Here is a 19,104-nt window from a genome sequence, read left to right as displayed (position 1 = left end):
GAACACTCCTTGGTGAGGGAGCGACCAGAACGCGCGCAGGCGACGGCGTTATGCAATAACACCGGCGTGGGCGCAGATTGCGCGGCCAAGGGATATGCCCGGCCTGCGATCACGGGGTGCAGGTTCCGCCATAGACGGCCGTATCGCCATCCAGCGGCACGGCAATATCCGCATCAAGCGGGTTGACCTGCCAGGCAATGCGCGACGTGCCGAAGTTTTCGATGCAGTAACGGGTGCTTTCGTGATGAGCGGCCAGCCGCGCGCCTTCCAGCGAGCGCGAGGCTTTGGATACCGTAGTGGTAAACACCGCCAGCGTCTCTTTCTTGTTGACCGCTTTGGACTTCGCCGAGAAGGGCACGCCCGCGTAGGTCGGGCGATTGTTGACGATACCGTCACACCCCGCCAGCACCCCGCCGCAGACGGCCAGCACAGCCATGGTTTTGGTCACACCCGTGATCATCCGCTACCCCCCGACCCTATTCGGCTGCCATGGCGCCCATGCGCCCGGACTTCTGTGCCTTGATACGGTCTTCGATTTCCTCGCGGAAATTGCGGATCAGGCCCTGGATCGGCCAGGCTGCGGCGTCGCCGAGCGCGCAAATGGTGTGGCCTTCGACCTGCTTGGTCACATCCCACAGCATGTCGATCTCTTCCAGCTCGGCCTCGCCCTTCACCAGACGATCCATCACGCGCATCATCCAGCCGGTGCCTTCACGGCAGGGCGTACACTGACCGCAGCTTTCGTGCTTGTAGAACTTCGACAGGCGCCAGATCGCCTTGATGATATCGGTCTGCTTGTCCATCACGATGACCGCCGCCGTGCCAAGGCCGGAGCCCAGTTCGCCGCGCAGATAGTCAAAGTCCATGATGGCGTCTTTCATCTTCTCGCCGCGCACACAAGGAACCGAAGAGCCGCCGGGAATGACAGCCAGAAGATTGTCCCAGCCGCCGCGAATACCGCCGCAGTGCTTCTCGATCAGCTCCTCAAAGGAGATGCTCATCGCCTCTTCAACCACACAGGGATTGTTGACGTGACCGGAGATCGCAAACAGCTTGGTGCCGGCGTTGTTCTGACGGCCAAAGCCTGCAAACCAATCGGGTCCACGACGCAGAATGGTCGGCACCACGGCGATAGACTCCACGTTGTTCACCGTGGTCGGGCAGCCATAAAGGCCAGCACCAGCCGGGAACGGCGGCTTCATACGCGGCATGCCCTTCTTGCCCTCAAGGCTTTCGATCAGCGCAGTTTCTTCGCCGCAGATATAGGCCCCTGCACCATGGTGCAGGAAGACGTCAAAGTCCCAGCCGGATCCGGCTGCATTGCGCCCCAGAAGACCTTGGTCATAGCATTCGTCGATGGCGGCCTGCAGCGCTTCGCGCTCGCGGATGTATTCGCCGCGCAGATAGATGTAGCAGGTATGCGCATTCATCGCGAAGGAGGCGATCAGCGCGCCCTCGATCAGCGTGTGCGGATCATGGCGCATGATCTCGCGGTCTTTGCAGGTGCCCGGCTCCGATTCATCGGCGTTGATGACCAGATAGGAGGGACGACCATCGCTCTCCTTCGGCATGAAGGACCATTTAAGGCCGGTCGGGAAGCCCGCACCACCGCGTCCGCGCAGGCCGGAATCCTTCATGTTCTGGATGATCCAGTCCCGCCCTTTTTCGATGATGCCCGCAGTGCCATCCCAATGGCCCCGCTGTTTTGCGCCTGCCAATGTGCGCTCATGCATCCCGTAAAGGTTGGTAAAGATCCGGTCCTGGTCCTTCAGCATGTCTGCCTACCTTTGGCTGTCCTGGCGCATCCGCCAGAGTTGAAAAATGTTGACCGCTGCATAGATGAAGCCTGCAAGGGCTGCGAAATCAAACAGCAGAGCGTAGCGCCCGGCGAGCCCCAGCGCGGGGCCGATGAACAACGACATTGCCAGCCAGCCAAGCATGGTTGCGGCAATCACCAATGCGATGTGCCGTCCCTTTGCTGCCAGTGCTTTGTCGCGCTCTACGCTCATGTGGTCCTGAATATTGGCCCCTGCCCCGTAGGACAGGCGCGGTTATCGTGGTGTCAGTCTTTTTTGTAGCGGTCGTCGGCCTTGGCCTTCTTGGCGAATTCGGTTTCCTCGCCAGCCGCCAATTGCCGGGACTGTTCGATCCAGCCGTCGCGGACGATGCGCCCCTTGAACTTCAACCGGCTATCGACCCATGCGATCTGCTCATCCGTCCAGGCGGCGATCTGGTCAAAGTGGTAGAACCCCAGATCATTCAGGGTCTGCTCCAGCTTGGGACCGACACCTTTCAGCATCTTCAGATCATCGGCCTTGCCATCACGCGCTGCGGTCAGGGTTTCCGGTTTCTCTTCAACAGCGGCTCCGGCTTCTGCGGCGGCGCCCTCTGGCGATGCAGGTTCGCTGACAGCAGCTTTTTTCGGAGCGGCCTTCTTTGGGGCGTCGCTCTTTGCCTTGGCAACCTCGGCCTGTTTCACCGCCGGAAGCGGTGTTTTCGGCGCGGGCGGCGGGGTGTCGGCACTGTCGCGACCGGCAACCTTGCCGTCCTTGCCAATCCAAGGCGTCAGGATCGGCACTTCGGTGCCGTCGATACGCTTGACTGTATCGCCAATATCCGCCGCCAGCTGGACCGACGCATTATACTGCGTCTTGCCGCTTTCATATTCTGTCAGCGAGGTCAGCCCCGATTTCGGCTCGGCCGCGTAGCGCCCGTTTTGCGGGCCCGGCAGCGGCACCTGACCGGCAGCCAGATCATCCAGCAGCTTGGCAAAGCCTTCTGCGGTCAGATCTTCGTAATAATCCTTGCCGATCTGGGCCATCGGGGCGTTGGTGCAGGCACCAAGGCACTCGACCTCTTCCCAGGTAAACTTACCATCCGCCGACAGGGTAAAAGGCTTGTTCGCGATCTTTTCCTGACAGACGGCAATCAGATCCTCTGCGCCGCAGATCATGCAGGACGTGGTCCCGCAGATCTGAACATGTGCAACCGATCCAGTGGGTTGCAGCTGGAACATGAAGTAGAAGGACGCAACCTCAAGCGCACGGATATAGGCCATGCCCAGCATGTCCGCGACATATTCGATTGCAGGCTTCGTCAGCCAGCCTTCCTGCTCCTGCGCACGCCACAGCAGCGGAATGATCGCACTGGCCTGACGGCCATCAGGGAATTTGGTGATCTGCGCTTCGGCCCATGTCTGGTTCTCGGGCGTGAAGGCAAAACTATCGGGTTGTTCGGAATGCAGACGACGAAGCATTAGCGGTCAATCTCTCCAAATACGACGTCCATGGTGCCAATGATGGCCGCGACGTCGGCGAGTTGGTGGCCCTTGGCCACATAATCCATGGCCTGCAGATGCAGGAAGCCCGGCGCACGCAGCTTGGCGCGATAAGGTTTGTTGGTGCCATCTGCAACCAGATAGACGCCAAATTCGCCCTTGGGTGCCTCAACAGCGGCGTAGACCTCGCCGGCGGGCACGTGGAACCCCTCGGTATAGAGCTTGAAGTGGTGGATCAGGCTCTCCATCGAGGTTTTCATATCGCCCCGTTTGGGCGGGGTCAGCTTGCCACGGGCCAGAATATCACCGGGGGTTTCGCGCAGTTTGCCGATACACTGGCGAATGATCGACAGCGACTGGCGCATCTCTTCCATACGGACAAGGTAGCGGTCGTAGCAGTCGCCGTTCTTGCCAACCGGGATCTGGAAATCGAATTCGTCATAGCACTCATAGGGCTGCGCACGGCGCAGGTCCCAGGCAAGGCCGGAGCCGCGCACCATCACCCCGGAGAACCCGTAGTTGAGGATATCCTCCTCGGTCACGACACCGATATCGGCATTCCGCTGTTTAAAGATGCGGTTCTCGGTCAGCAGCCCGTCGATGTCATCCAGAACGGATGGGAAGCTATGGGTCCAGGCCTCGATATCGTCGATCAGCGCGTCGGGCAGATCCTGATGCACACCACCGGGGCGGAAATACGCCGCGTGCAGGCGCGCACCACAGGCCCGCTCGTAGAAGATCATCAGCTTCTCGCGCTCTTCAAAGCCCCACAGCGGCGGGGTCAGCGCGCCAACGTCCATCGCCTGCGTCGTCACGTTCAGCAGGTGGTTCAGAATCCGGCCGATCTCGGAATAGAGAACGCGGATCAGCGACGCGCGACGCGGAACTTCCACGCCGGTCAGCTTTTCGATGGCCAGGCACCAGGCGTGTTCCTGGTTCATCGGCGCCACATAGTCGAGGCGGTCGAAATACGGCAGGTTCTGCAGGTACGTCCGGCTTTCCATCAGCTTTTCGGTGCCGCGGTGCAACAGGCCGATATGCGGGTCGCAGCGCTCAACGATTTCGCCGTCCAGCTCCAGCACCAGACGCAGAACGCCGTGTGCCGCAGGGTGTTGCGGTCCGAAGTTGATGTTGAAGTTACGGATCTTCTGTTCGCCGGTCAGGGCGTCGTCCATTTTGGAGCCGTCCATCATTTCGCCCCCTCTTTCTCGTCTCCGGGCAGGATGTATTCGGCACCCTCCCACGGGCTCATAAAGTCAAACTGGCGGTACTCCTGAACCAGGCTGACCGGTTCATAGACTACGCGCTTCTGCGCCTCGTCGTAGCGAACCTCGGTATAGCCGGTGGTCGGGAAATCCTTGCGCAGCGGATAGCCACGGAAACCATAGTCGGTCAGGATGCGGCGCAGATCCGGGTGGCCGGTGAACAGGATGCCGAACATGTCGAACACCTCCCGCTCAAACCAGTTGGCCGAGGGATGGATGGTCACGATCGACGGCAGCATCTCGTCCTCGCGGATCGACACGCGCAGGCGGATCCGCTGGTTCTGATACATCGACAGAAAGTGGTAGACCACGTCGAACCGCTTGGCGCGGTCCGGGTAGTCAACGGCCGTGATATCGACAAGCGACGAGAACTTGCAGCTCGCATCGGCTTTCAGAAATTCGACAAACCCCGCAAGGTTCGACGGGGCAACATCGACATTCAGCTCATCAAAGCTGACATCCCAGTCGATGACACAATCAGGACGTTTGGCAGCGATCTGGGTGCCGAGTTCTTTCAGAGCTTCAGTCATATTTGTCTCTCCAACCAAAGCCACTTAACGCACAAGCGTGCCGGTGCGGCGAATTTTGCGCTGCAATTGCATCAGACCATACAGCAGCGCCTCTGCCGTCGGCGGGCAACCGGGCACATAGACATCCACAGGCACGATCCGGTCACATCCGCGCACCACGGAATAGCTGTAGTGGTAATAGCCGCCGCCATTGGCGCAGGACCCCATCGAGATCACATAACGCGGCTCGGGCATCTGGTCGTAGACCTTACGCAGGGCGGGCGCCATCTTGTTGGTCAGCGTCCCCGCGACGATCATCACATCCGACTGGCGCGGAGAGGCACGCGGCGCGATACCGAAACGCTCGGCATCGTAGCGCGGCATCGAGGTGTGCATCATCTCAACCGCGCAGCAGGCCAGACCAAAGGTCATCCAGTGCAGCGAGCCGGTGCGCGCCCAGTTGATGATATCTTCTGCCGAGGTCAGCAGAAACCCCTTGTCCTGCAGTTCGGCATTCAGGGCCTGGGTGACAACTTCCTTGTCGACGCCAGCCGTATTGGCTCCGGTCATCACTCCCATTCCAGGGCCCCTTTCTTCCACTCATAGGCAAAACCGATGGTCAGCACAGCGAGAAACACCATCATCGACCAGAAGCCCGCATCGCTCATATCCTTGAAGCCGACGGCCCAGGGAAACAGAAACGCAATTTCCAGATCAAAAATGATGAACAGAATCGACACCAGGTAGAACCGGACATCAAACTTCATCCGTGCGTCGTCGAATGCGTTGAACCCGCATTCATAGGCGCTGACCTTTTCAGGGTCCGGATTGCGGACGGCCAGCACAACTGCCGCCAAAATAAGAACAATTCCAAGCCCGACCGCTACGGCCAGAAACACCAGAATCGGGAGGTATTCCCGCAACATCTCTTCCACGAGTGGCTCCTTTCCGTGCGCGCGGATTTCTGCGCGCCGTCAATTGGCGTGTTGACTTGGGGCAGTGTCTACTCCCCTCCCCCCTCACCGTCAACCAACGCATCGTTAATGGATAAACCTTCTGTAACGGGCGCGGCAGATCCACATCATGGGCCTTAAACCCTATTGTTTTCATAGGATAAGGCGTACCCGGCAAAAGGCACGCCCCAAGCGAAGAAATCAGGCATTTTTGACGGGGCTACCGCTGCCAGCTTGGTTTTTCCTTGGCGAAAAACGCGGCAATCCCTTCGGGTGCCTCCCGGCCTTCCCAGCGCTCCACCAATGCGGCAATCGTGTGATCAATCACCGCATCGTCGATTTTCGGCCCCAGATCACGTACCAATGCCTTTGCGGCCCCGACCGCCTCGGGCGCGCAGCTCAGATAGGGGGTCACCTCGGCCTCGATTGCGGCGTCCATCTCGCTGACGGGCACGGCCCGCGCAAGAATCCCCAGATCGACCGCCTCATCAGCCCCGAACAGACGCGCCGACATAAAGACACGCCGCGCCCGCGCCTCACCCATGCGGGCGACGACATAGGGGCCAATCGTGGCCGGGATCAGGCCCAGCCGTGTCTCCGTAAGACCCATCTTGATGTGGTCGGCCCCAATCGCGACATCGCAGACACAGGCCATGCCGACACCGCCGCCAAAGGCATTGCCCTGAACCGCCCCAATCACCGGCTGCGGCAGGGTATTGATGGCCATCAGCATCTCCGCCAGAACCCTGGCTTCGCGCGCGCGGGTTTCGGCATCCGCAGTCATCTGTGCCTGCATCCAGCCCAGATCGCCGCCCGCGCAGAAACTCTTGCCCGCCCCAGTGAGCACGACAACGCGCACCGACCGGTCCGCAGCCAGCGCAGCTGCGGCAGCCTTCAGCTCCTGTAGCATATCGCCGGACATGGCGTTGTGCTTCTCGGGGCGGTTGAGCATGAGGGTCGCAACACCCCGATCGTCGGTGGTCAGCGTGAGTGTGGTGTACATAGGGGTCGTCCTGCCTGTCCTGCTCGCAGCCCACTGCCGGCGGGCTGCGATTTTGGTTTCGGTCCGCTGTTGTTTACGCTTCGGTGTGAATCAGCTGCCGTCGCTGCGCATTGCCTGGGCCATCTTCGCCGCGTCCTGTAGCACAGAACCGTCAAGACCCGTCTCGTAGCCAAGCCGCGTCAGATGCTCATGCACCGCCTCGGTTGCGACATTGCCTGCTGCCCCCGGCGCATAGGGGCAACCGCCCAGGCCGCCGACGGCCGCGTCAAACACCCGGACACCAAGCGAAAGCGACGCATCAATGTTGTCAATCGCCCGCCCAGCCGTGTCATGATAGTGCCCCGCCAAGCGGCTGACCGGCACCCGCTCACGCACCGCAAGCAACATGCGTGCAATCGAATCCGGTGTTGCCTGACCAATGGTGTCGCCCAGCGAAATCTCATAGCAGCCCATGGAAAACAGCCGATCCGCCAGCGCCGCAACAGCGTCGGGGTCCGTTGGCCCGTCAAACGGGCATTCTGTCACACAGGAGATATATCCGCGCACCGGCAGATCGATATGGCGCGCGGCCTCGATGATTGGCGTGAACCGTTCGATGGATTCGGCCACGCTGGCGTTGATATTGGCCTTGGAGAACCCCTCCGACGCAGAGGCAAAGACCGCGATCTCATCCGCTTTGGCGGCCAAGGCATCCTCGTAACCGCGCATATTCGGCGTCAGCGCGGCATAGCGCACATCCGCCCCACGGTTGATCCCGGCGAGCACCTCGCCCGATCCGGCCATCTGCGGCACCCATTTGGGCGAGACAAAGCTCGCAACTTCGATCCGCCGGAAGCCCGCCTGCGTCAGGCGGTCGATCAGCGCAACCTTCTCCGATACCGGTATGTCCCGCTTTTCATTCTGCAAACCATCGCGTGGTCCGACTTCGAAAATCTCGACGCTTTCACCCACAGCACATCCTCCCAAGCTCAATTCACAAATCAAATGGCCCATCAGGCCGCAGGGCGCGGGCACGACCCGAGATCGCGCCCATGCCAGCCGTTTAGCTGTCCGCCTCCTCCAGGCGGACCAACGCGGCCCCCGCTTCGACCTGATCACCAGCCGAGGCCAGCACCTCGGCCACCATGCCGTCGCGGGCCGCCAGAAGCGAGTGTTCCATTTTCATCGCCTCAAGGATAGCGAGTCGTTCACCTTCTTTGACGCTCTGGCCTGCTTCGGCAAAAACCGCCTTGACCAGACCGGGCATCGGGGCCTCGATCACATTCTGATCCCCGCCCGCTGCCGATGCGCGGTCCAGGGGGTCAATCACCTCGAACTCGAGGCCATAGCTATCAAATACGGTGATCGTATTGCCCGATTGGGCGATCGAGGGCAGACGATTACCGCCCAGCACCCAATGTCCACCGATCCTGGTGGCGCAGACCTGGGATTCGGGGTCCTGAGGGAACTCCCAGATCTGGCGATCCGGTCCATCCACCTCAACCGTGGCTTCAAACACATCACCCTGATGGCTGAGGTGAACGGAACGGCGCATATCGGACCAAAGGGTAAAGCCGGTCTCCCAGCCGCCCTCGAGGAGGCCAAGGGCCTGCATACCGGCGGCGGCCTTCTGCTCGGGCGTCACCCCAGGCGCCTGCACCAGCTGATCCAGATCGCGCGCGATAAGGCCCGTGTCGACGTTCCCCGCCGCAAAGCCCTCATGCGCCGCCAGCGCGCCAAGGAAGGCAAGGTTGGTGACCGTGCCGCCGACCTCGGTTGCCGCCAGCGCCTGCGACAGGCGCGACAGGGCGATTGCGCGGGTGGGACCATGTACGATCACCTTCGAGATCATCGGATCATACCAGGGGCTGATGGTATCCCCTGCCCTGACACCGCTGTCGGCGCGGGCCTCAGCCGGGAAGGACAGATGCGTCAGCGTGCCGGTTGCGGGCAGGAAGCCCTTGGGCACGTCTTCGGCGTAAAGCCGTGCCTCAAACGCATGGCCGGTGATGGTGAGGTCTTCCTGTTTGGCAGGCAGGCTCTCGCCCGATGCAACCCGCAGCTGCCATTCCACCAGATCAACGCCGGTGATCAGCTCGGTCACTGGATGCTCCACCTGCAGGCGGGTGTTCATTTCCATGAACCAGAACCCGTCAGGGCGCAGCCCGTCAGAGCCGTCAACGATGAACTCAACCGTGCCCGCGCCCTTGTAGCCGATGGCTTCGGCCGCGCGCACGCCCGCCTCGCCCATCGCGGCGCGCATTTCTGCGGTCATGCCCGGCGCGGGGGCTTCCTCGATCACCTTCTGATGGCGGCGTTGCAGGGAGCAGTCGCGCTCGAACAGATGCACGGCACTTTTGCCGTCGCCAAAAACCTGCACCTCGATATGGCGCGGCTGCTGGATGTATTTCTCGATCAGCACATCGGGGTTGCCAAAGGCGGTGGTGGCCTCCCCCTGCGCGCTTTTGAGCGCGTCGGCGAAATCGGCAGGTTTCTCAACCAGCCGCATCCCCTTGCCGCCGCCACCGGCAACTGCCTTGATCAGCACCGGATAGCCAATCTGATCCGCCTGATCCCTGAGGAAATCGGCATCCTGATTGGCGCCGTGATAGCCCGGGACCACCGGCACGCCAGCCGCCTCCATCAGCACCTTGGCGGCGTCTTTCAGACCCATCTTGCGGATCGCCTCCGCAGAAGGGCCGATGAAGGTAAGGCCCGCAGCCTCTATCGCATCCACAAAACCCGGGTTCTCCGAAAGAAACCCATAACCGGGGTGGATGGCCTGCGCACCGGTCGCCCTGGCAATTGCGATGATCTCATCGCCGAGGAGATAGCTGTCGGCCGGCGCCGGGCCATGCCCGATGTGGCAGGCCTCATCCGCCATGGCGACATGCTTTGCGCCACGATCGGCGTCGGAATAGACCGCCACGGTTTTCACGCCCATGGCGCGGGCGGTTTCCATCACACGGCAGGCGATCTCGCCGCGATTGGCAATCAGGATTTTGTCAAACATGGGGTTGGTCCTTTGTCTGGAGCTCTGGACCGGGGGCTGCCTGCCCCCGGACCCCCGGGGATATTTTGGGCCAGAAGAAACGCGGGGCGCTTACATCCGGAAGACGCCGAATTTGGTCTCTTCGATCGGGGCGTTCAGGGCGGCACTCAGCGACAGGGCCAGCACGTCACGGCTCTTGCGCGGGTCGATGATGCCGTCGTCCCAAAGCCGCGCCGAGGCGTAAAGCGGGTGGCTCTGCTCCTCGAACATCTCGATGGTGGGGCGTTTGAACTCGGCCTCGTCCTCAGTGCTCCAGCTGCCGCCCATACGTTCGATCGCGTCGCGTTTCACTGTCGCCAGCACGCCCGCCGCCTGCTCGCCACCCATCACCGAGATACGGGAATTCGGCCAGGTCCACAGGAAACGCGGGGAATAGGCGCGGCCCGACATGCCGTAATTGCCAGCACCGAAGGAGCCGCCAACCAGCATCGTAACCTTCGGCACATTGGTGGTGGCCACCGCTGTCACCATCTTGGCGCCGTGGCGGGCAATGCCTTCGTTTTCGTATTTGCGGCCGACCATGAAGCCGGTGATGTTTTGCAGGAACACCAGCGGGATCTTGCGCTGGGAGCACAGCTCCACGAAATGCGCGCCTTTCTGGGCGGCTTCGGAGAACAGGACACCGTTGTTGGCGATGATGCCGACCGGGCAGCCCTTCACATGGGCAAAGCCGGTCACAAGGGTCTCGCCAAAGCGCGGCTTGAACTCATCAAAGCGCGAGCCATCGACCAGCCGCGCAATCACCTCGCGGATGTCATAAGGCGTGCGCAGATCGCCCGGCACCACGCCGAGGATTTCCTCGGGGTCGTAGGCGGGGTCCTCTGGGCTGGCCCAGTTCACTGTCAACGGCTTGGTGATATTCAGCGATTGCACCGCGCGCCGCGCCAGTGCCAGCGCATGGGCGTCATCCTCGGCGAGGTAATCCGCCACACCGGAGAGGCGCGTGTGCACATCGCCGCCACCCAGATCCTCGGCGCTGACCACCTCGCCCGTGGCGGCCTTCACCAGCGGCGGGCCCGCGAGGAAGATGGTGCCCTGCTCCTTCACGATGATGGTGACATCCGACATCGCCGGCACATAGGCACCGCCCGCAGTGCAGGAGCCCATGACGACGGCAATCTGCGGGATGCCCTTGGCCGACATCCGCGCCTGATTGTAGAAGATGCGCCCGAAGTGGTCACGGTCGGGGAAGACCTCATCCTGGTTGGGCAGGTTGGCACCACCCGAGTCGACCAGGTAGATGCAGGGCAAACGGTTTTCCTCGGCAATCTCCTGCGCGCGCAGGTGCTTCTTCACCGTCATCGGGTAGTAGGTGCCGCCCTTCACGGTGGCGTCGTTGCAGACCACCATGACCTCCTGGCCGTGAACCCGACCGATGCCCGCGATCACGCCCGCCGCAGGAGCAGCACCGTCATACATGGCGTGCGCCGCAGTGGCGCCGATCTCCAAAAACGGGGAGCCGGGGTCCAAGAGGTTCGCCACCCGGCGGCGCGGCAGCATCTTGCCGCGGCTTTCGTGCCGGGCGCGGGATTTCTCGCCGCCGCCCATGCGCGCGGCCTCTGCCGCCTCGCTGATCTGCGCGAGCGCGTCCAGATGCGCCTCGCGGTTCTGTTTGAAGCCTTCCGAGGAAGGCATCGCCTTGGAATTGAGTTTCATTTCACATCCAATTCATTTGCTACACCGGCAGTGCGTGCCAATTCGCGAGCCGTGCTCCATCGCAACACGACTTTCAGGGTTTCACACATAAATTTCGTCATCTGCGCGCAGTTGGGGGCCAACTCATCGTTCATAAGCGTTGCCAATCTCTGATGATACGATTGCTCCAAGAAGGCGTCAGACAACGATGCCTGTTCAGGAAGTACCGCTGCGATCGCCTCAGTTCGACCTCGAATATGGAGGGTCAGCTCCTCAATGCAGGGCCGCCTTTCATCATACAGCCTCCCATATTCGCAATAGTCGTATGCGGTGGACATACACCGACGATCCATCTCACTGGCAATGTGAGTGCTCGAAAGGGCAGTACAACGGTCAAACCAAAGTGGCACATCGAGTTGCTCTGGTGCTTTCTGCGCAGCTGCACCGGCGGCGCCTGCGATCAGAAGAGCCGATATTGCCAGTTGCCTTATCATTTCACCTCCCCCGCTGCCCGCGCCTTCAGTTCCTTGCGGATCACCTTACCGGTCACCGTCATCGGGAGGGCCTCCAAGAACTCCACTTCGCGTGGGTAAGAGTACTTTGCCAGACGGGATTTGACGTAGTCCTGCAGATCTTTCTCGGATGGCGAGTGACCGGGTTTCAGCACCACATAGGCCTTCACGATTTCGGTGCGCAGCTCGTCCGGCTTACCCACCACACCCACGGTTGCCACGGCCGGGTGGGTCATCAGGCAGTCCTCGATCTCGGCCGGGCCGATGCGATAGCCGGCGGAGGTGATGACATCATCCTCGCGGCCCACAAAGCGCAGATAGTCACCCTCCCAGATGCCGCGATCCCCGGTGACCAGCCAGTCGCCATGAAATTTTTCAGCCGTCGCGTCGGGGCGATTCCAGTATTCAAGCATCATCGACGCCGCGCCCCGGCGCACGGCGACATCGCCCTCAGCACGTGTGGGGGTGCCGTCGGCGTCGATCACCTCGACCACGCACCCCGGAACCGGCCTGCCAATACAGCCAGGACGGACCGGGAAATCAGCGGCGCAGGAGGAAACCGTCATATTGCATTCGGTCTGACCGTAGAATTCGTTGATGGTCACGCCCAGGCTCCGCTGGCCCCAGGCGAGCATCTCTGCGCCCAGGGGCTCTCCACCAGACGCGACCGAGCGCAGACCGTCGAGCCCCTGCCCCGCCGCCTTCAGCAGGCGCAATGCGGTCGGCGGGAAGAAGACGTTGCGCACGTCCCCCCGGCGGATGATGTCGGCGCAAGCCTCCGGCGTAAATTTGTCCAACCGTGCGGCGACAACAGGGACGCCCAGCGCCAGACCCGGCATCAGCACATCGAACAGACCGCCGATCCAGGCCCAGTCCGCAGGGGTCCAGAGGCAATCGCCAGGTTGGCCGAGATGATCATGGCTGATCGCAACACCGGGAAGATGGCCCGACAAAACCCGGTGCCCGTGCAATGCCCCCTTGGCGCTGCCTGTGGTGCCGGAGGTGTAGATCAACACCGCTGGCGTCTCCGGGGTGGTTTCGGCATAGGGCAGCAGATCGCCATTGTGCGCCGGGGTTTTGGTCAGGACCTCCTCCACCAGAAGCGGCTGTGCCAGCTCACCCAGCTGGGCGGCCCCAGCCGTATCGGTCAGCACAAGGTCCAATCCGGCATCGCCGATGCGTGAGGCCAGCGCATCCTGCTGGAACAGCTTGAACAACGGCACCGAGATGGCACCAATCTTCCAGATCGCCAGATGCGCAACTGCGCAGCCGACAGACTGGCTCAGCAGTACACCGACACGATCTCCGGGGGCGACCTGCGCCGACAGGTGGCGGGCCAGCAGGTCCACCTGTCCGCGCAGCATCCCGTAGGTCACATCCCGGCGGTCTGCGGTTGTGAGATCAATCAGCGCAAGCGCATCGTCCGGGTGGTCCAGAGCTTGTTCAGCCATGTTGAGGCGGGCAGGAAACGCCCAGTCGCCTGCGGCCGTCAACCCGGGATATGTCGTCTGCTTGGTCATTAACAGCCCCTCGCAGGTTGCATGGCCGACATGCGTTTTTTCACTGCGTTCCCAAGGGGAAAGCCCGCGCGGGTTTGATCCAGATCAGTGTAACACCCGGCGGATGAGCGCATAGATCCCCCGTACACGAAAGAAGAGGGATAGTCCCAATGACCCGTATGGTTTCCGCCCTGGCTCTTAGCGCTGCACTGGCAGCCCTGGCCGGCCCCGCCCTTGCCCAGTCCCAGGGGGATTGGACCCTTGGCATCGGCATCGCCAACGTCAATCCGAAATCCGACAATGGTACGCTCGCCGGTGCTGCTGCCACGATTGACGACGATACTGCTCTGACCTTCACCGCGGAGTACTTCATCCGCGACAACATCGGGATTGAACTTCTGGCCGCCAGCCCGTTCGAACATGATATTTCTTTGAACGGCGCCTATACCGCGACTACGAAGCATCTGCCGCCGACCCTGTCGGTCAACTATCACTTCCCGACACAGACCAAGTTCAAACCCTTTGTCGGCGTTGGTATCAACTACACGACCTTCTTTGAGGAAAGCTCGCCCGCGGGGGTGATTTCGCTTGATGACAGCGTCGGGCTGGCACTGAACCTTGGCGCCGACTGGCAGATCTCGGATCGTGGCGCATTGCGGGTGAACGTCCGCTACATGGATATCGAAACCGATGTGACCCTGAACGGCACCAAGATCGGCACCGCCGAGATTGATCCGGTCACTGTTGGGTTTGGCTACGTTCACCGTTTCTGATCCCTTTGACGAGTAACTGATTAGAACGAGTGGTTCAGGGAGAGGCGGCGCACCTTATGGGGCGCCGCTTTCTCCGTCTTGCGCCTTGCAGGCGTGTTGCATCACCAAGCCGCAAGACAGCAGTCAGCCAGGGCATCTGCCCCGGTGTCGGCTTACATCTGGCCCATCAGCTCGCGGCCGATCAGCATCCGGCGGATCTCCGAGGTGCCCGCGCCAATCTCCATCAGCTTGGCATCCCGGAAGATACGGCCCACCGGGTTGTCGGAGAGATAGCCCGCCCCACCAAAGGCCTGCACCGCCTGATGCGCCTGCGTCATGGCCACCTCAGAGGCGTAAAGACAGCAGGCGGCGGCATCCTGGCGGGTCACAGTCCCCTTGTCGCAGGCTTTTGCCACTTCGTAGACATAAGCCCGCGCGGTGTTCATCGCGGTATACATGTCGGCGATCTTGCCCTGCATCAGCTGGAAGTTTCCAATCGGCTGGCCGAATTGTTTGCGTTCTTTCATGTAGGGCATCATCTCATCCATGCAGGCGGCCATGATGCCAGTGCCGATGCCCGCCAAAACGACGCGCTCATAGTCGAGACCAGACATCAGGACGCGCACGCCCTTACCTTCTTCACCCAGCACATTCTCAAATGGGACCTCGACGTCTTCGAATACCAGTTCGGCGGTGTTGGAGCCGCGCATCCCCAGCTTGTCAAAATGCGGCGAGGTCGAGAAGCCCTTGAATTCCTTTTCGATCAGGAAGGCTGTGATCCCCTTGGATCCCGCTTCGGGATCGGTCTTGGCATAGACCACCAGCGTGTCGGCATCGGGACCGTTCGTGATCCAGTATTTATTGCCGTTCAGGCGGTAGTGATCATTGCGCTTCTCCGCGCGCAGGCTCATCGAGACAACATCGGAACCGGCGCTTGCCTCGGACATGGCCAGCGCGCCGACGTGTTCGCCGGAAATCAGCCGCGGCAGATATTTTGCCCTTTGTTCGGCATTGCCGTTGAGCTTGATCTGATTGACGCAGAGATTCGAATGCGCGCCATAAGACAGCGACACCGAGGCGCTGGCCCGGGCGATTTCCTCAACCGCGACGGTATGGGCCAGATAGGACATGCCGGCACCGCCGAATTCCTCAGGCACGGTGATACCCAACAATCCCAGCTCACCCATCTCCTGCCATAGCTCGGCGGGGAATTCGTTTTTCTGATCAATCTCCTGCGCCATTGGCTTGACGCGCTCCTGCGCCCAGCGGTGCACCATGTCGCGCAGGGCATTCACATCTTCGCCCAGATCAAAGGTCATGCTTGCGTTAAACATCGTTTTCTCCCGAAGTCGCCGGTTATTGAACACTTGTTCATTAATAGCCACATCCCTGGCCTTCAGTCAATAAGATGACACCTCAGGGTGCAGAAATAATCTGCACATACCCGCCGCCACGGCGGTGCGATTGCCACACTGGCGCCTTACTTTGCGATTAACGCATTGTTTACCAAAAGCAGGCAGAGGCCCGGCGCGATGCAAAATCTGATCATCAACGGAACATTTGACAGCGGCTCCGCCAATTGGAGCGGCACCGACCTGGAGGCCAGCAATACCGAGAGCGCCTATCTCGGGAATGGCTCATCCAATCGCGTGGCCGAAATGGACGGTCAATCCGGCCAGACCACCGTGATGGAGCAGAGTTTTACCGTCACTGCTCCGATCCAGACCACGCTGACGCTGGACGCCGCCCTGCGCACTGCCTCGCTGAGTCAGGCGGGCACCGAGGGATTTACCGTCGAAATTCTGGATGCGAGCGGAGCGGTTATCGCCTCCATGTCGGTGCTGCCGACCACCAGCAGCTTTACCCAGACCAGCCTGAATGTGAACTTCACCAGCCCCGGAGACTACACGCTGCGCCTGACCGAACTTGGCAGCGACGATAGTCTCGGCGCGATCGTCGACAATATCTCGCTCTTGGTATGCTTCTGCAATGGCACCCTGATCGAAACGGCCGACGGTCCCCGCGCCATCGAAACCCTCACGCCGGGCGACATGGTCATGACCGAGGAGGGGCTGAAGCCGCTGCGCTGGATTGGCAGGCGGCGTGTCTCGGCGAACGAGATGAGGGACGACCCCAGGCTCCGCCCGGTGCGGATCGAGGCCGGCGCCCTCGGGCCGGGACTGCCCAAGAAACCGCTGCTGGTTTCGCGGCAGCATCGGATGCTGATCCGATCACGCGTGGCGCAGCGCATGTTTGGCCAATTCGAGGTGCTGATCCCGGCCATTCGCCTTACGGCCCTGCCGGGGATCTATGTATCCGCACCGCAGGAGGGCATCGCCTATTTCCACATGCTGTTCGACAACCACGAGATCGTTCTCGCCAATGGTGCCCCCAGCGAAAGCCTGCTGGTCACCGAACCGTCTCTGGCCGCCCTCTCCCCCGCCGCGCGGCAGGAGTTGAAACAGCTGTTTCCGGATCTGGTTGGCGCAGCCCAGCACGGCCCTGCCAGCGCCAGACCCATCCCGCCACAGCCCAGACAAAAGCGGCTTCTGGAACGGATCGGCAAAAACAATCGCGCTGTCGTGGATCCTATCTGAGCCGAGCAGCCAGCCGACCCGTCAGCGCTCTCCGGCCTGGAACACCGCCGCCACCTCAGCCCGGATGATGCGCGCGATCTGCGCACAGTCGGAAAGCGAGAAGGTCAATGGCACCCGCATGTCGATGATCCCGTGCAGCACCCGATCACTTGCGGGCATTGCCGGTGCCGCCGCATAGCGCCAGCTGTCATAGCGGGAGGTGAATGCGACCGGCTCAGCCGCACCAAACCATTTGAGTTCGACTCCGCGAGCGCTGCACCGGCGCAGCACCTCACGGATCTTGTCAGCCGACCAGTCCAGCAGCAGGAACTGGATGGAGGAGCCGACATATAACTCCGCTTGCGGGCGTTCGACGACCTGCAGGCCGGGCGTGTCTCGCAGCCCTGTCTCGATCTGCTGATAGCGTTCGTTCCAGCGCTGCACCTGCTGGTCCAGTTGCCGCAGCTGCGGGCGCAGGATCGCAGCGCGCAGGTTGTCCATACGGCCCGAAATGTTGGGGGTTTCATATTTGATCCGCTCGAACACCTCAGGTCCGGGCGCAGCCCGATGCCGTGAGTAGAGCATATAAGACCCCGACAGCATGATGGCGCGGGCCGCGATTTCGGGGTCCGAGGTGATCATCAGACCGCCCTCTCCCGAGTTCACGTGCTTATAGGTCTGGCAGGAATAGCAGCCGACAGCGCCGTGACGGCCGGACAGAACCCCGCTCCACCGCGCGCCCATGGTGTGGGCGCAGTCCTCGATCACGGTGACGCCCGCAGCATCGCAGATGGCCATCAACCGATCCATATCGCAAAGATGACCCCGCATATGTGACAGCATCAGAACCTTTGGGTGACCATCCGCCGCCAGCTGACGCTCAAGATCCTCAAGATCAAGGGTCAGCGCTTCGGTTACCCCGACATAGACCGGCTGTGCGCCAACAGCGGCAATCGACCCCGGTACCGGCGCGAGGGTGAAGGCATTGGTCAGCACCCTGTCGCCGGGCCGCACCCCGACCGCGCGCAGGGCGGTTGCCAGCGCATAGCCCCCCGACGCCACGGCCAGGGCATAGGGCGCGCCCATCTGTGCCGCAAATTCCTCTTCCAGCAGGGTTACCTCGCCCGCCTCATCCGCTACCACATTGTAGCGATGCAGGCGTCCGTGGCGCATCACCGCGACGGCGGCTTCGATGGCGTCTTCGGGGATGGGTTCCTGCTGGGTAAAGCTACCGCTGAATATCTCTGTCATGGTGTTTTTGTCTGCCCCTGATCACAGGAGGTCAAGCCCTGCCATGGAACCACCCGAGAATACGGCGACGATGTCACGACGACATCGCCCGGACGACATCGCCTGACATCAAAGAGGCAGCAAGCGGGCCGCCAGTGCCGGAAGATCCTCAAAACGCTGTAACAGCGCCTCGGGGCGCAGCGCCTCAAGGTCGTCGCCGGACGGACCAAAGGTCACCAGCACCGAGGCCACCCCGGCCGCTGCCGAGGTCTTGCGGTCGGTGTCCGTATCACCGATCAGAATTGTACGCTCAGGATCACCCCCGGCCCGCCGGGCAGCCTCCCGCAGCGGCTCCGGGTCAGGCTTGCGCACCGGCAGCGTATCCGCCCCGACCAGAGAGTGGAACGCATCACGTACGCCCAGACTCTGCATCAGCTTCTCCGCCAGCGCCTCCGGCTTGTTGGTGCAGATCCCCACCCGGAACCCGTCGGTTTTCAACTGCTCCACCGCCGCCATGGCGCCCGGATACAACACCGTGTGATGGTCAATCGCATCGCGGTAATACTCCAGAAGCTGCGGATAGTATTCCTCGACGGTTTCTTCACGATACTCCCCGGCGCGTTTCAGCCCGGTGGTCAACATGCTCTTGCCACCGCGCAGGGCAACCGCAGCATCCCGTGGCAAGGTCAGCAGGTCCCCCAGTCCCATCTGACGGAAACAGGCATTCGCCGCAGCCAGAAGATCACCGGATGTATCCGCCAAAGTACCATCGAGATCGAAGATAACAGTTCGCATATCTGCCCTCCCTCGGCGCGTTTCCGCCACCGCTTGTTGCAAGCCGCAACCTTGTTTGATGGCGCTT

General features: G+C 61.6%; 19 protein-coding genes. 2 read left to right on the top strand and 17 right to left on the bottom strand.

Annotated elements, in window-relative coordinates; translation table 11 throughout:
- Positions 1–109: 109 nt before the first annotated feature.
- From VWY34_RS09445 to VWY34_RS09380, 14 genes are all read right to left on the bottom strand, one after another.
- Positions 110–460, bottom strand: coding sequence for a hypothetical protein (locus VWY34_RS09445; RefSeq protein WP_340545119.1), 351 nt, complete (start codon positions 458–460; stop codon positions 110–112).
- A 16-nt stretch (positions 461–476) separates the two neighbouring features.
- Positions 477–1,775 (bottom strand): NADH-quinone oxidoreductase subunit NuoF, encoded by a 1,299-nt coding sequence (gene nuoF, locus VWY34_RS09440; RefSeq protein WP_040172812.1) that lies wholly within the window; start codon positions 1,773–1,775, stop codon positions 477–479.
- Positions 1,776–1,781: 6 nt separating this feature from the next.
- Complete coding sequence (locus tag VWY34_RS09435) at positions 1,782–2,009, bottom strand: DUF5337 domain-containing protein (protein WP_340545117.1); 228 nt, start codon at positions 2,007–2,009, stop codon at positions 1,782–1,784.
- A gap of 53 nt (positions 2,010–2,062) precedes the next feature.
- Positions 2,063–3,256 (bottom strand): NADH-quinone oxidoreductase subunit E, encoded by a 1,194-nt coding sequence (locus tag VWY34_RS09430; protein WP_340545116.1) that lies wholly within the window; start codon positions 3,254–3,256, stop codon positions 2,063–2,065.
- Positions 3,256–4,467, bottom strand: coding sequence for an NADH-quinone oxidoreductase subunit D (locus VWY34_RS09425; protein ID WP_260084618.1), 1,212 nt, complete (start codon positions 4,465–4,467; stop codon positions 3,256–3,258). The genes VWY34_RS09430 and VWY34_RS09425 overlap by 1 nt, the downstream gene beginning before the upstream one ends.
- Positions 4,467–5,072 carry an NADH-quinone oxidoreductase subunit C gene (locus VWY34_RS09420; RefSeq protein WP_416535936.1) on the bottom strand — a complete coding sequence of 202 codons (606 nt, stop codon included), beginning with the start codon at positions 5,070–5,072 and terminating at the stop codon, positions 4,467–4,469. Before VWY34_RS09420 ends, VWY34_RS09425 begins: the two co-directional genes overlap by 1 nt.
- A gap of 24 nt (positions 5,073–5,096) precedes the next feature.
- Positions 5,097–5,630 (bottom strand): NuoB/complex I 20 kDa subunit family protein, encoded by a 534-nt coding sequence (locus tag VWY34_RS09415; protein WP_082996117.1) that lies wholly within the window; start codon positions 5,628–5,630, stop codon positions 5,097–5,099.
- Positions 5,621–5,986 (bottom strand): NADH-quinone oxidoreductase subunit A, encoded by a 366-nt coding sequence (locus VWY34_RS09410; RefSeq protein WP_014874151.1) that lies wholly within the window; start codon positions 5,984–5,986, stop codon positions 5,621–5,623. Before VWY34_RS09410 ends, VWY34_RS09415 begins: the two co-directional genes overlap by 10 nt.
- 238 nt (positions 5,987–6,224) lie before the next feature.
- Positions 6,225–7,007, bottom strand: a complete 783-nt coding sequence (locus tag VWY34_RS09405) for a crotonase/enoyl-CoA hydratase family protein (RefSeq protein ID WP_416544713.1) — start codon at positions 7,005–7,007, stop codon at positions 6,225–6,227.
- 90 nt (positions 7,008–7,097) lie between these two features.
- A complete protein-coding gene (locus tag VWY34_RS09400) occupies positions 7,098–7,958 on the bottom strand; it encodes a hydroxymethylglutaryl-CoA lyase (protein WP_416535938.1) in 861 nt (286 codons plus the stop codon).
- Between the two features lie 91 nt (positions 7,959–8,049).
- The gene (locus tag VWY34_RS09395) at positions 8,050–9,999 is read right to left on the bottom strand and encodes an acetyl/propionyl/methylcrotonyl-CoA carboxylase subunit alpha (RefSeq protein ID WP_416544712.1); all 1,950 of its coding nucleotides are present in this window, start codon (positions 9,997–9,999) and stop codon (positions 8,050–8,052) included.
- A gap of 90 nt (positions 10,000–10,089) precedes the next feature.
- Positions 10,090–11,694 (bottom strand): carboxyl transferase domain-containing protein, encoded by a 1,605-nt coding sequence (locus VWY34_RS09390; RefSeq protein ID WP_416539238.1) that lies wholly within the window; start codon positions 11,692–11,694, stop codon positions 10,090–10,092.
- Positions 11,691–12,167 (bottom strand): hypothetical protein, encoded by a 477-nt coding sequence (locus tag VWY34_RS09385; RefSeq protein ID WP_416545429.1) that lies wholly within the window; start codon positions 12,165–12,167, stop codon positions 11,691–11,693. Before VWY34_RS09385 ends, VWY34_RS09390 begins: the two co-directional genes overlap by 4 nt.
- A complete protein-coding gene (locus tag VWY34_RS09380) occupies positions 12,164–13,705 on the bottom strand; it encodes an AMP-binding protein (RefSeq protein WP_416545427.1) in 1,542 nt (513 codons plus the stop codon). Before VWY34_RS09380 ends, VWY34_RS09385 begins: the two co-directional genes overlap by 4 nt.
- 149 nt (positions 13,706–13,854) lie before the next feature.
- Between VWY34_RS09380 and VWY34_RS09375 the strand changes: the two genes are divergently transcribed.
- Positions 13,855–14,457, top strand: a complete 603-nt coding sequence (locus VWY34_RS09375) for an OmpW/AlkL family protein (protein WP_416536805.1) — start codon at positions 13,855–13,857, stop codon at positions 14,455–14,457.
- Between the two features lie 152 nt (positions 14,458–14,609).
- On the opposite strand, the gene VWY34_RS09370 is transcribed toward VWY34_RS09375, so the two are convergent.
- Positions 14,610–15,770, bottom strand: a complete 1,161-nt coding sequence (locus tag VWY34_RS09370) for an isovaleryl-CoA dehydrogenase (protein WP_416545425.1) — start codon at positions 15,768–15,770, stop codon at positions 14,610–14,612.
- 198 nt (positions 15,771–15,968) lie between these two features.
- On the opposite strand from VWY34_RS09370, the gene VWY34_RS09365 reads away from it, so the two are divergent.
- On the top strand, positions 15,969–17,033 hold the full coding sequence (locus tag VWY34_RS09365; RefSeq protein WP_416545424.1) for a Hint domain-containing protein: 1,065 nt from the start codon (positions 15,969–15,971) through the stop codon (positions 17,031–17,033).
- 21 nt (positions 17,034–17,054) lie between these two features.
- On the opposite strand, the gene VWY34_RS09360 is transcribed toward VWY34_RS09365, so the two are convergent.
- Positions 17,055–18,263 (bottom strand): DegT/DnrJ/EryC1/StrS family aminotransferase, encoded by a 1,209-nt coding sequence (locus VWY34_RS09360; protein ID WP_416545422.1) that lies wholly within the window; start codon positions 18,261–18,263, stop codon positions 17,055–17,057.
- Positions 18,264–18,371: 108 nt separating this feature from the next.
- Positions 18,372–19,037: an HAD-IA family hydrolase gene (locus tag VWY34_RS09355; protein WP_416545420.1), complete on the bottom strand. Its 666-nt coding sequence runs from the start codon at positions 19,035–19,037 to the stop codon at positions 18,372–18,374.
- Positions 19,038–19,104: the final 67 nt, after the last annotated feature.

The sequence above is a fragment of the Phaeobacter sp. JH20_02 genome (assembly GCF_048056915.1).
Lineage (GTDB): Bacteria > Pseudomonadota > Alphaproteobacteria > Rhodobacterales > Rhodobacteraceae > Phaeobacter > Phaeobacter bryozoorum.
Note: the sequence above shows the minus strand (reverse complement) of the source record. Positions and strands in the feature narration are given on the sequence as shown.

Excerpts from the sequence above, each read along its gene's own strand:
- VWY34_RS09360 (WP_416545422.1), bottom strand. The coding sequence starts at position 18,263 with ATGACAGAGATATTCAGCGGTAGCTTTACCCAGCAGGAACCCATCCCC.
- VWY34_RS09395 (WP_416544712.1), bottom strand. The coding sequence starts at position 9,999 with ATGTTTGACAAAATCCTGATTGCCAATCGCGGCGAGATCGCCTGCCGT.
- nuoF (WP_040172812.1), bottom strand. The coding sequence starts at position 1,775 with ATGCTGAAGGACCAGGACCGGATCTTTACCAACCTTTACGGGATGCAT.
- VWY34_RS09380 (WP_416545427.1), bottom strand. The coding sequence starts at position 13,705 with ATGACCAAGCAGACGACATATCCCGGGTTGACGGCCGCAGGCGACTGG.
- VWY34_RS09390 (WP_416539238.1), bottom strand. The coding sequence starts at position 11,694 with ATGAAACTCAATTCCAAGGCGATGCCTTCCTCGGAAGGCTTCAAACAG.
- VWY34_RS09445 (WP_340545119.1), bottom strand. The coding sequence starts at position 460 with ATGATCACGGGTGTGACCAAAACCATGGCTGTGCTGGCCGTCTGCGGC.
- VWY34_RS09365 (WP_416545424.1), top strand. The coding sequence starts at position 15,969 with ATGCAAAATCTGATCATCAACGGAACATTTGACAGCGGCTCCGCCAAT.
- VWY34_RS09435 (WP_340545117.1), bottom strand. The coding sequence starts at position 2,009 with ATGAGCGTAGAGCGCGACAAAGCACTGGCAGCAAAGGGACGGCACATC.
- VWY34_RS09385 (WP_416545429.1), bottom strand. The coding sequence starts at position 12,167 with ATGATAAGGCAACTGGCAATATCGGCTCTTCTGATCGCAGGCGCCGCC.
- VWY34_RS09355 (WP_416545420.1), bottom strand. The coding sequence starts at position 19,037 with ATGCGAACTGTTATCTTCGATCTCGATGGTACTTTGGCGGATACATCC.
- VWY34_RS09420 (WP_416535936.1), bottom strand. The coding sequence starts at position 5,072 with ATGACTGAAGCTCTGAAAGAACTCGGCACCCAGATCGCTGCCAAACGT.
- VWY34_RS09430 (WP_340545116.1), bottom strand. The coding sequence starts at position 3,256 with ATGCTTCGTCGTCTGCATTCCGAACAACCCGATAGTTTTGCCTTCACG.
- VWY34_RS09405 (WP_416544713.1), bottom strand. The coding sequence starts at position 7,007 with ATGTACACCACACTCACGCTGACCACCGACGATCGGGGTGTTGCGACC.
- VWY34_RS09375 (WP_416536805.1), top strand. The coding sequence starts at position 13,855 with ATGACCCGTATGGTTTCCGCCCTGGCTCTTAGCGCTGCACTGGCAGCC.
- VWY34_RS09425 (WP_260084618.1), bottom strand. The coding sequence starts at position 4,467 with ATGGACGGCTCCAAAATGGACGACGCCCTGACCGGCGAACAGAAGATC.
- VWY34_RS09370 (WP_416545425.1), bottom strand. The coding sequence starts at position 15,770 with ATGTTTAACGCAAGCATGACCTTTGATCTGGGCGAAGATGTGAATGCC.
- VWY34_RS09415 (WP_082996117.1), bottom strand. The coding sequence starts at position 5,630 with ATGGGAGTGATGACCGGAGCCAATACGGCTGGCGTCGACAAGGAAGTT.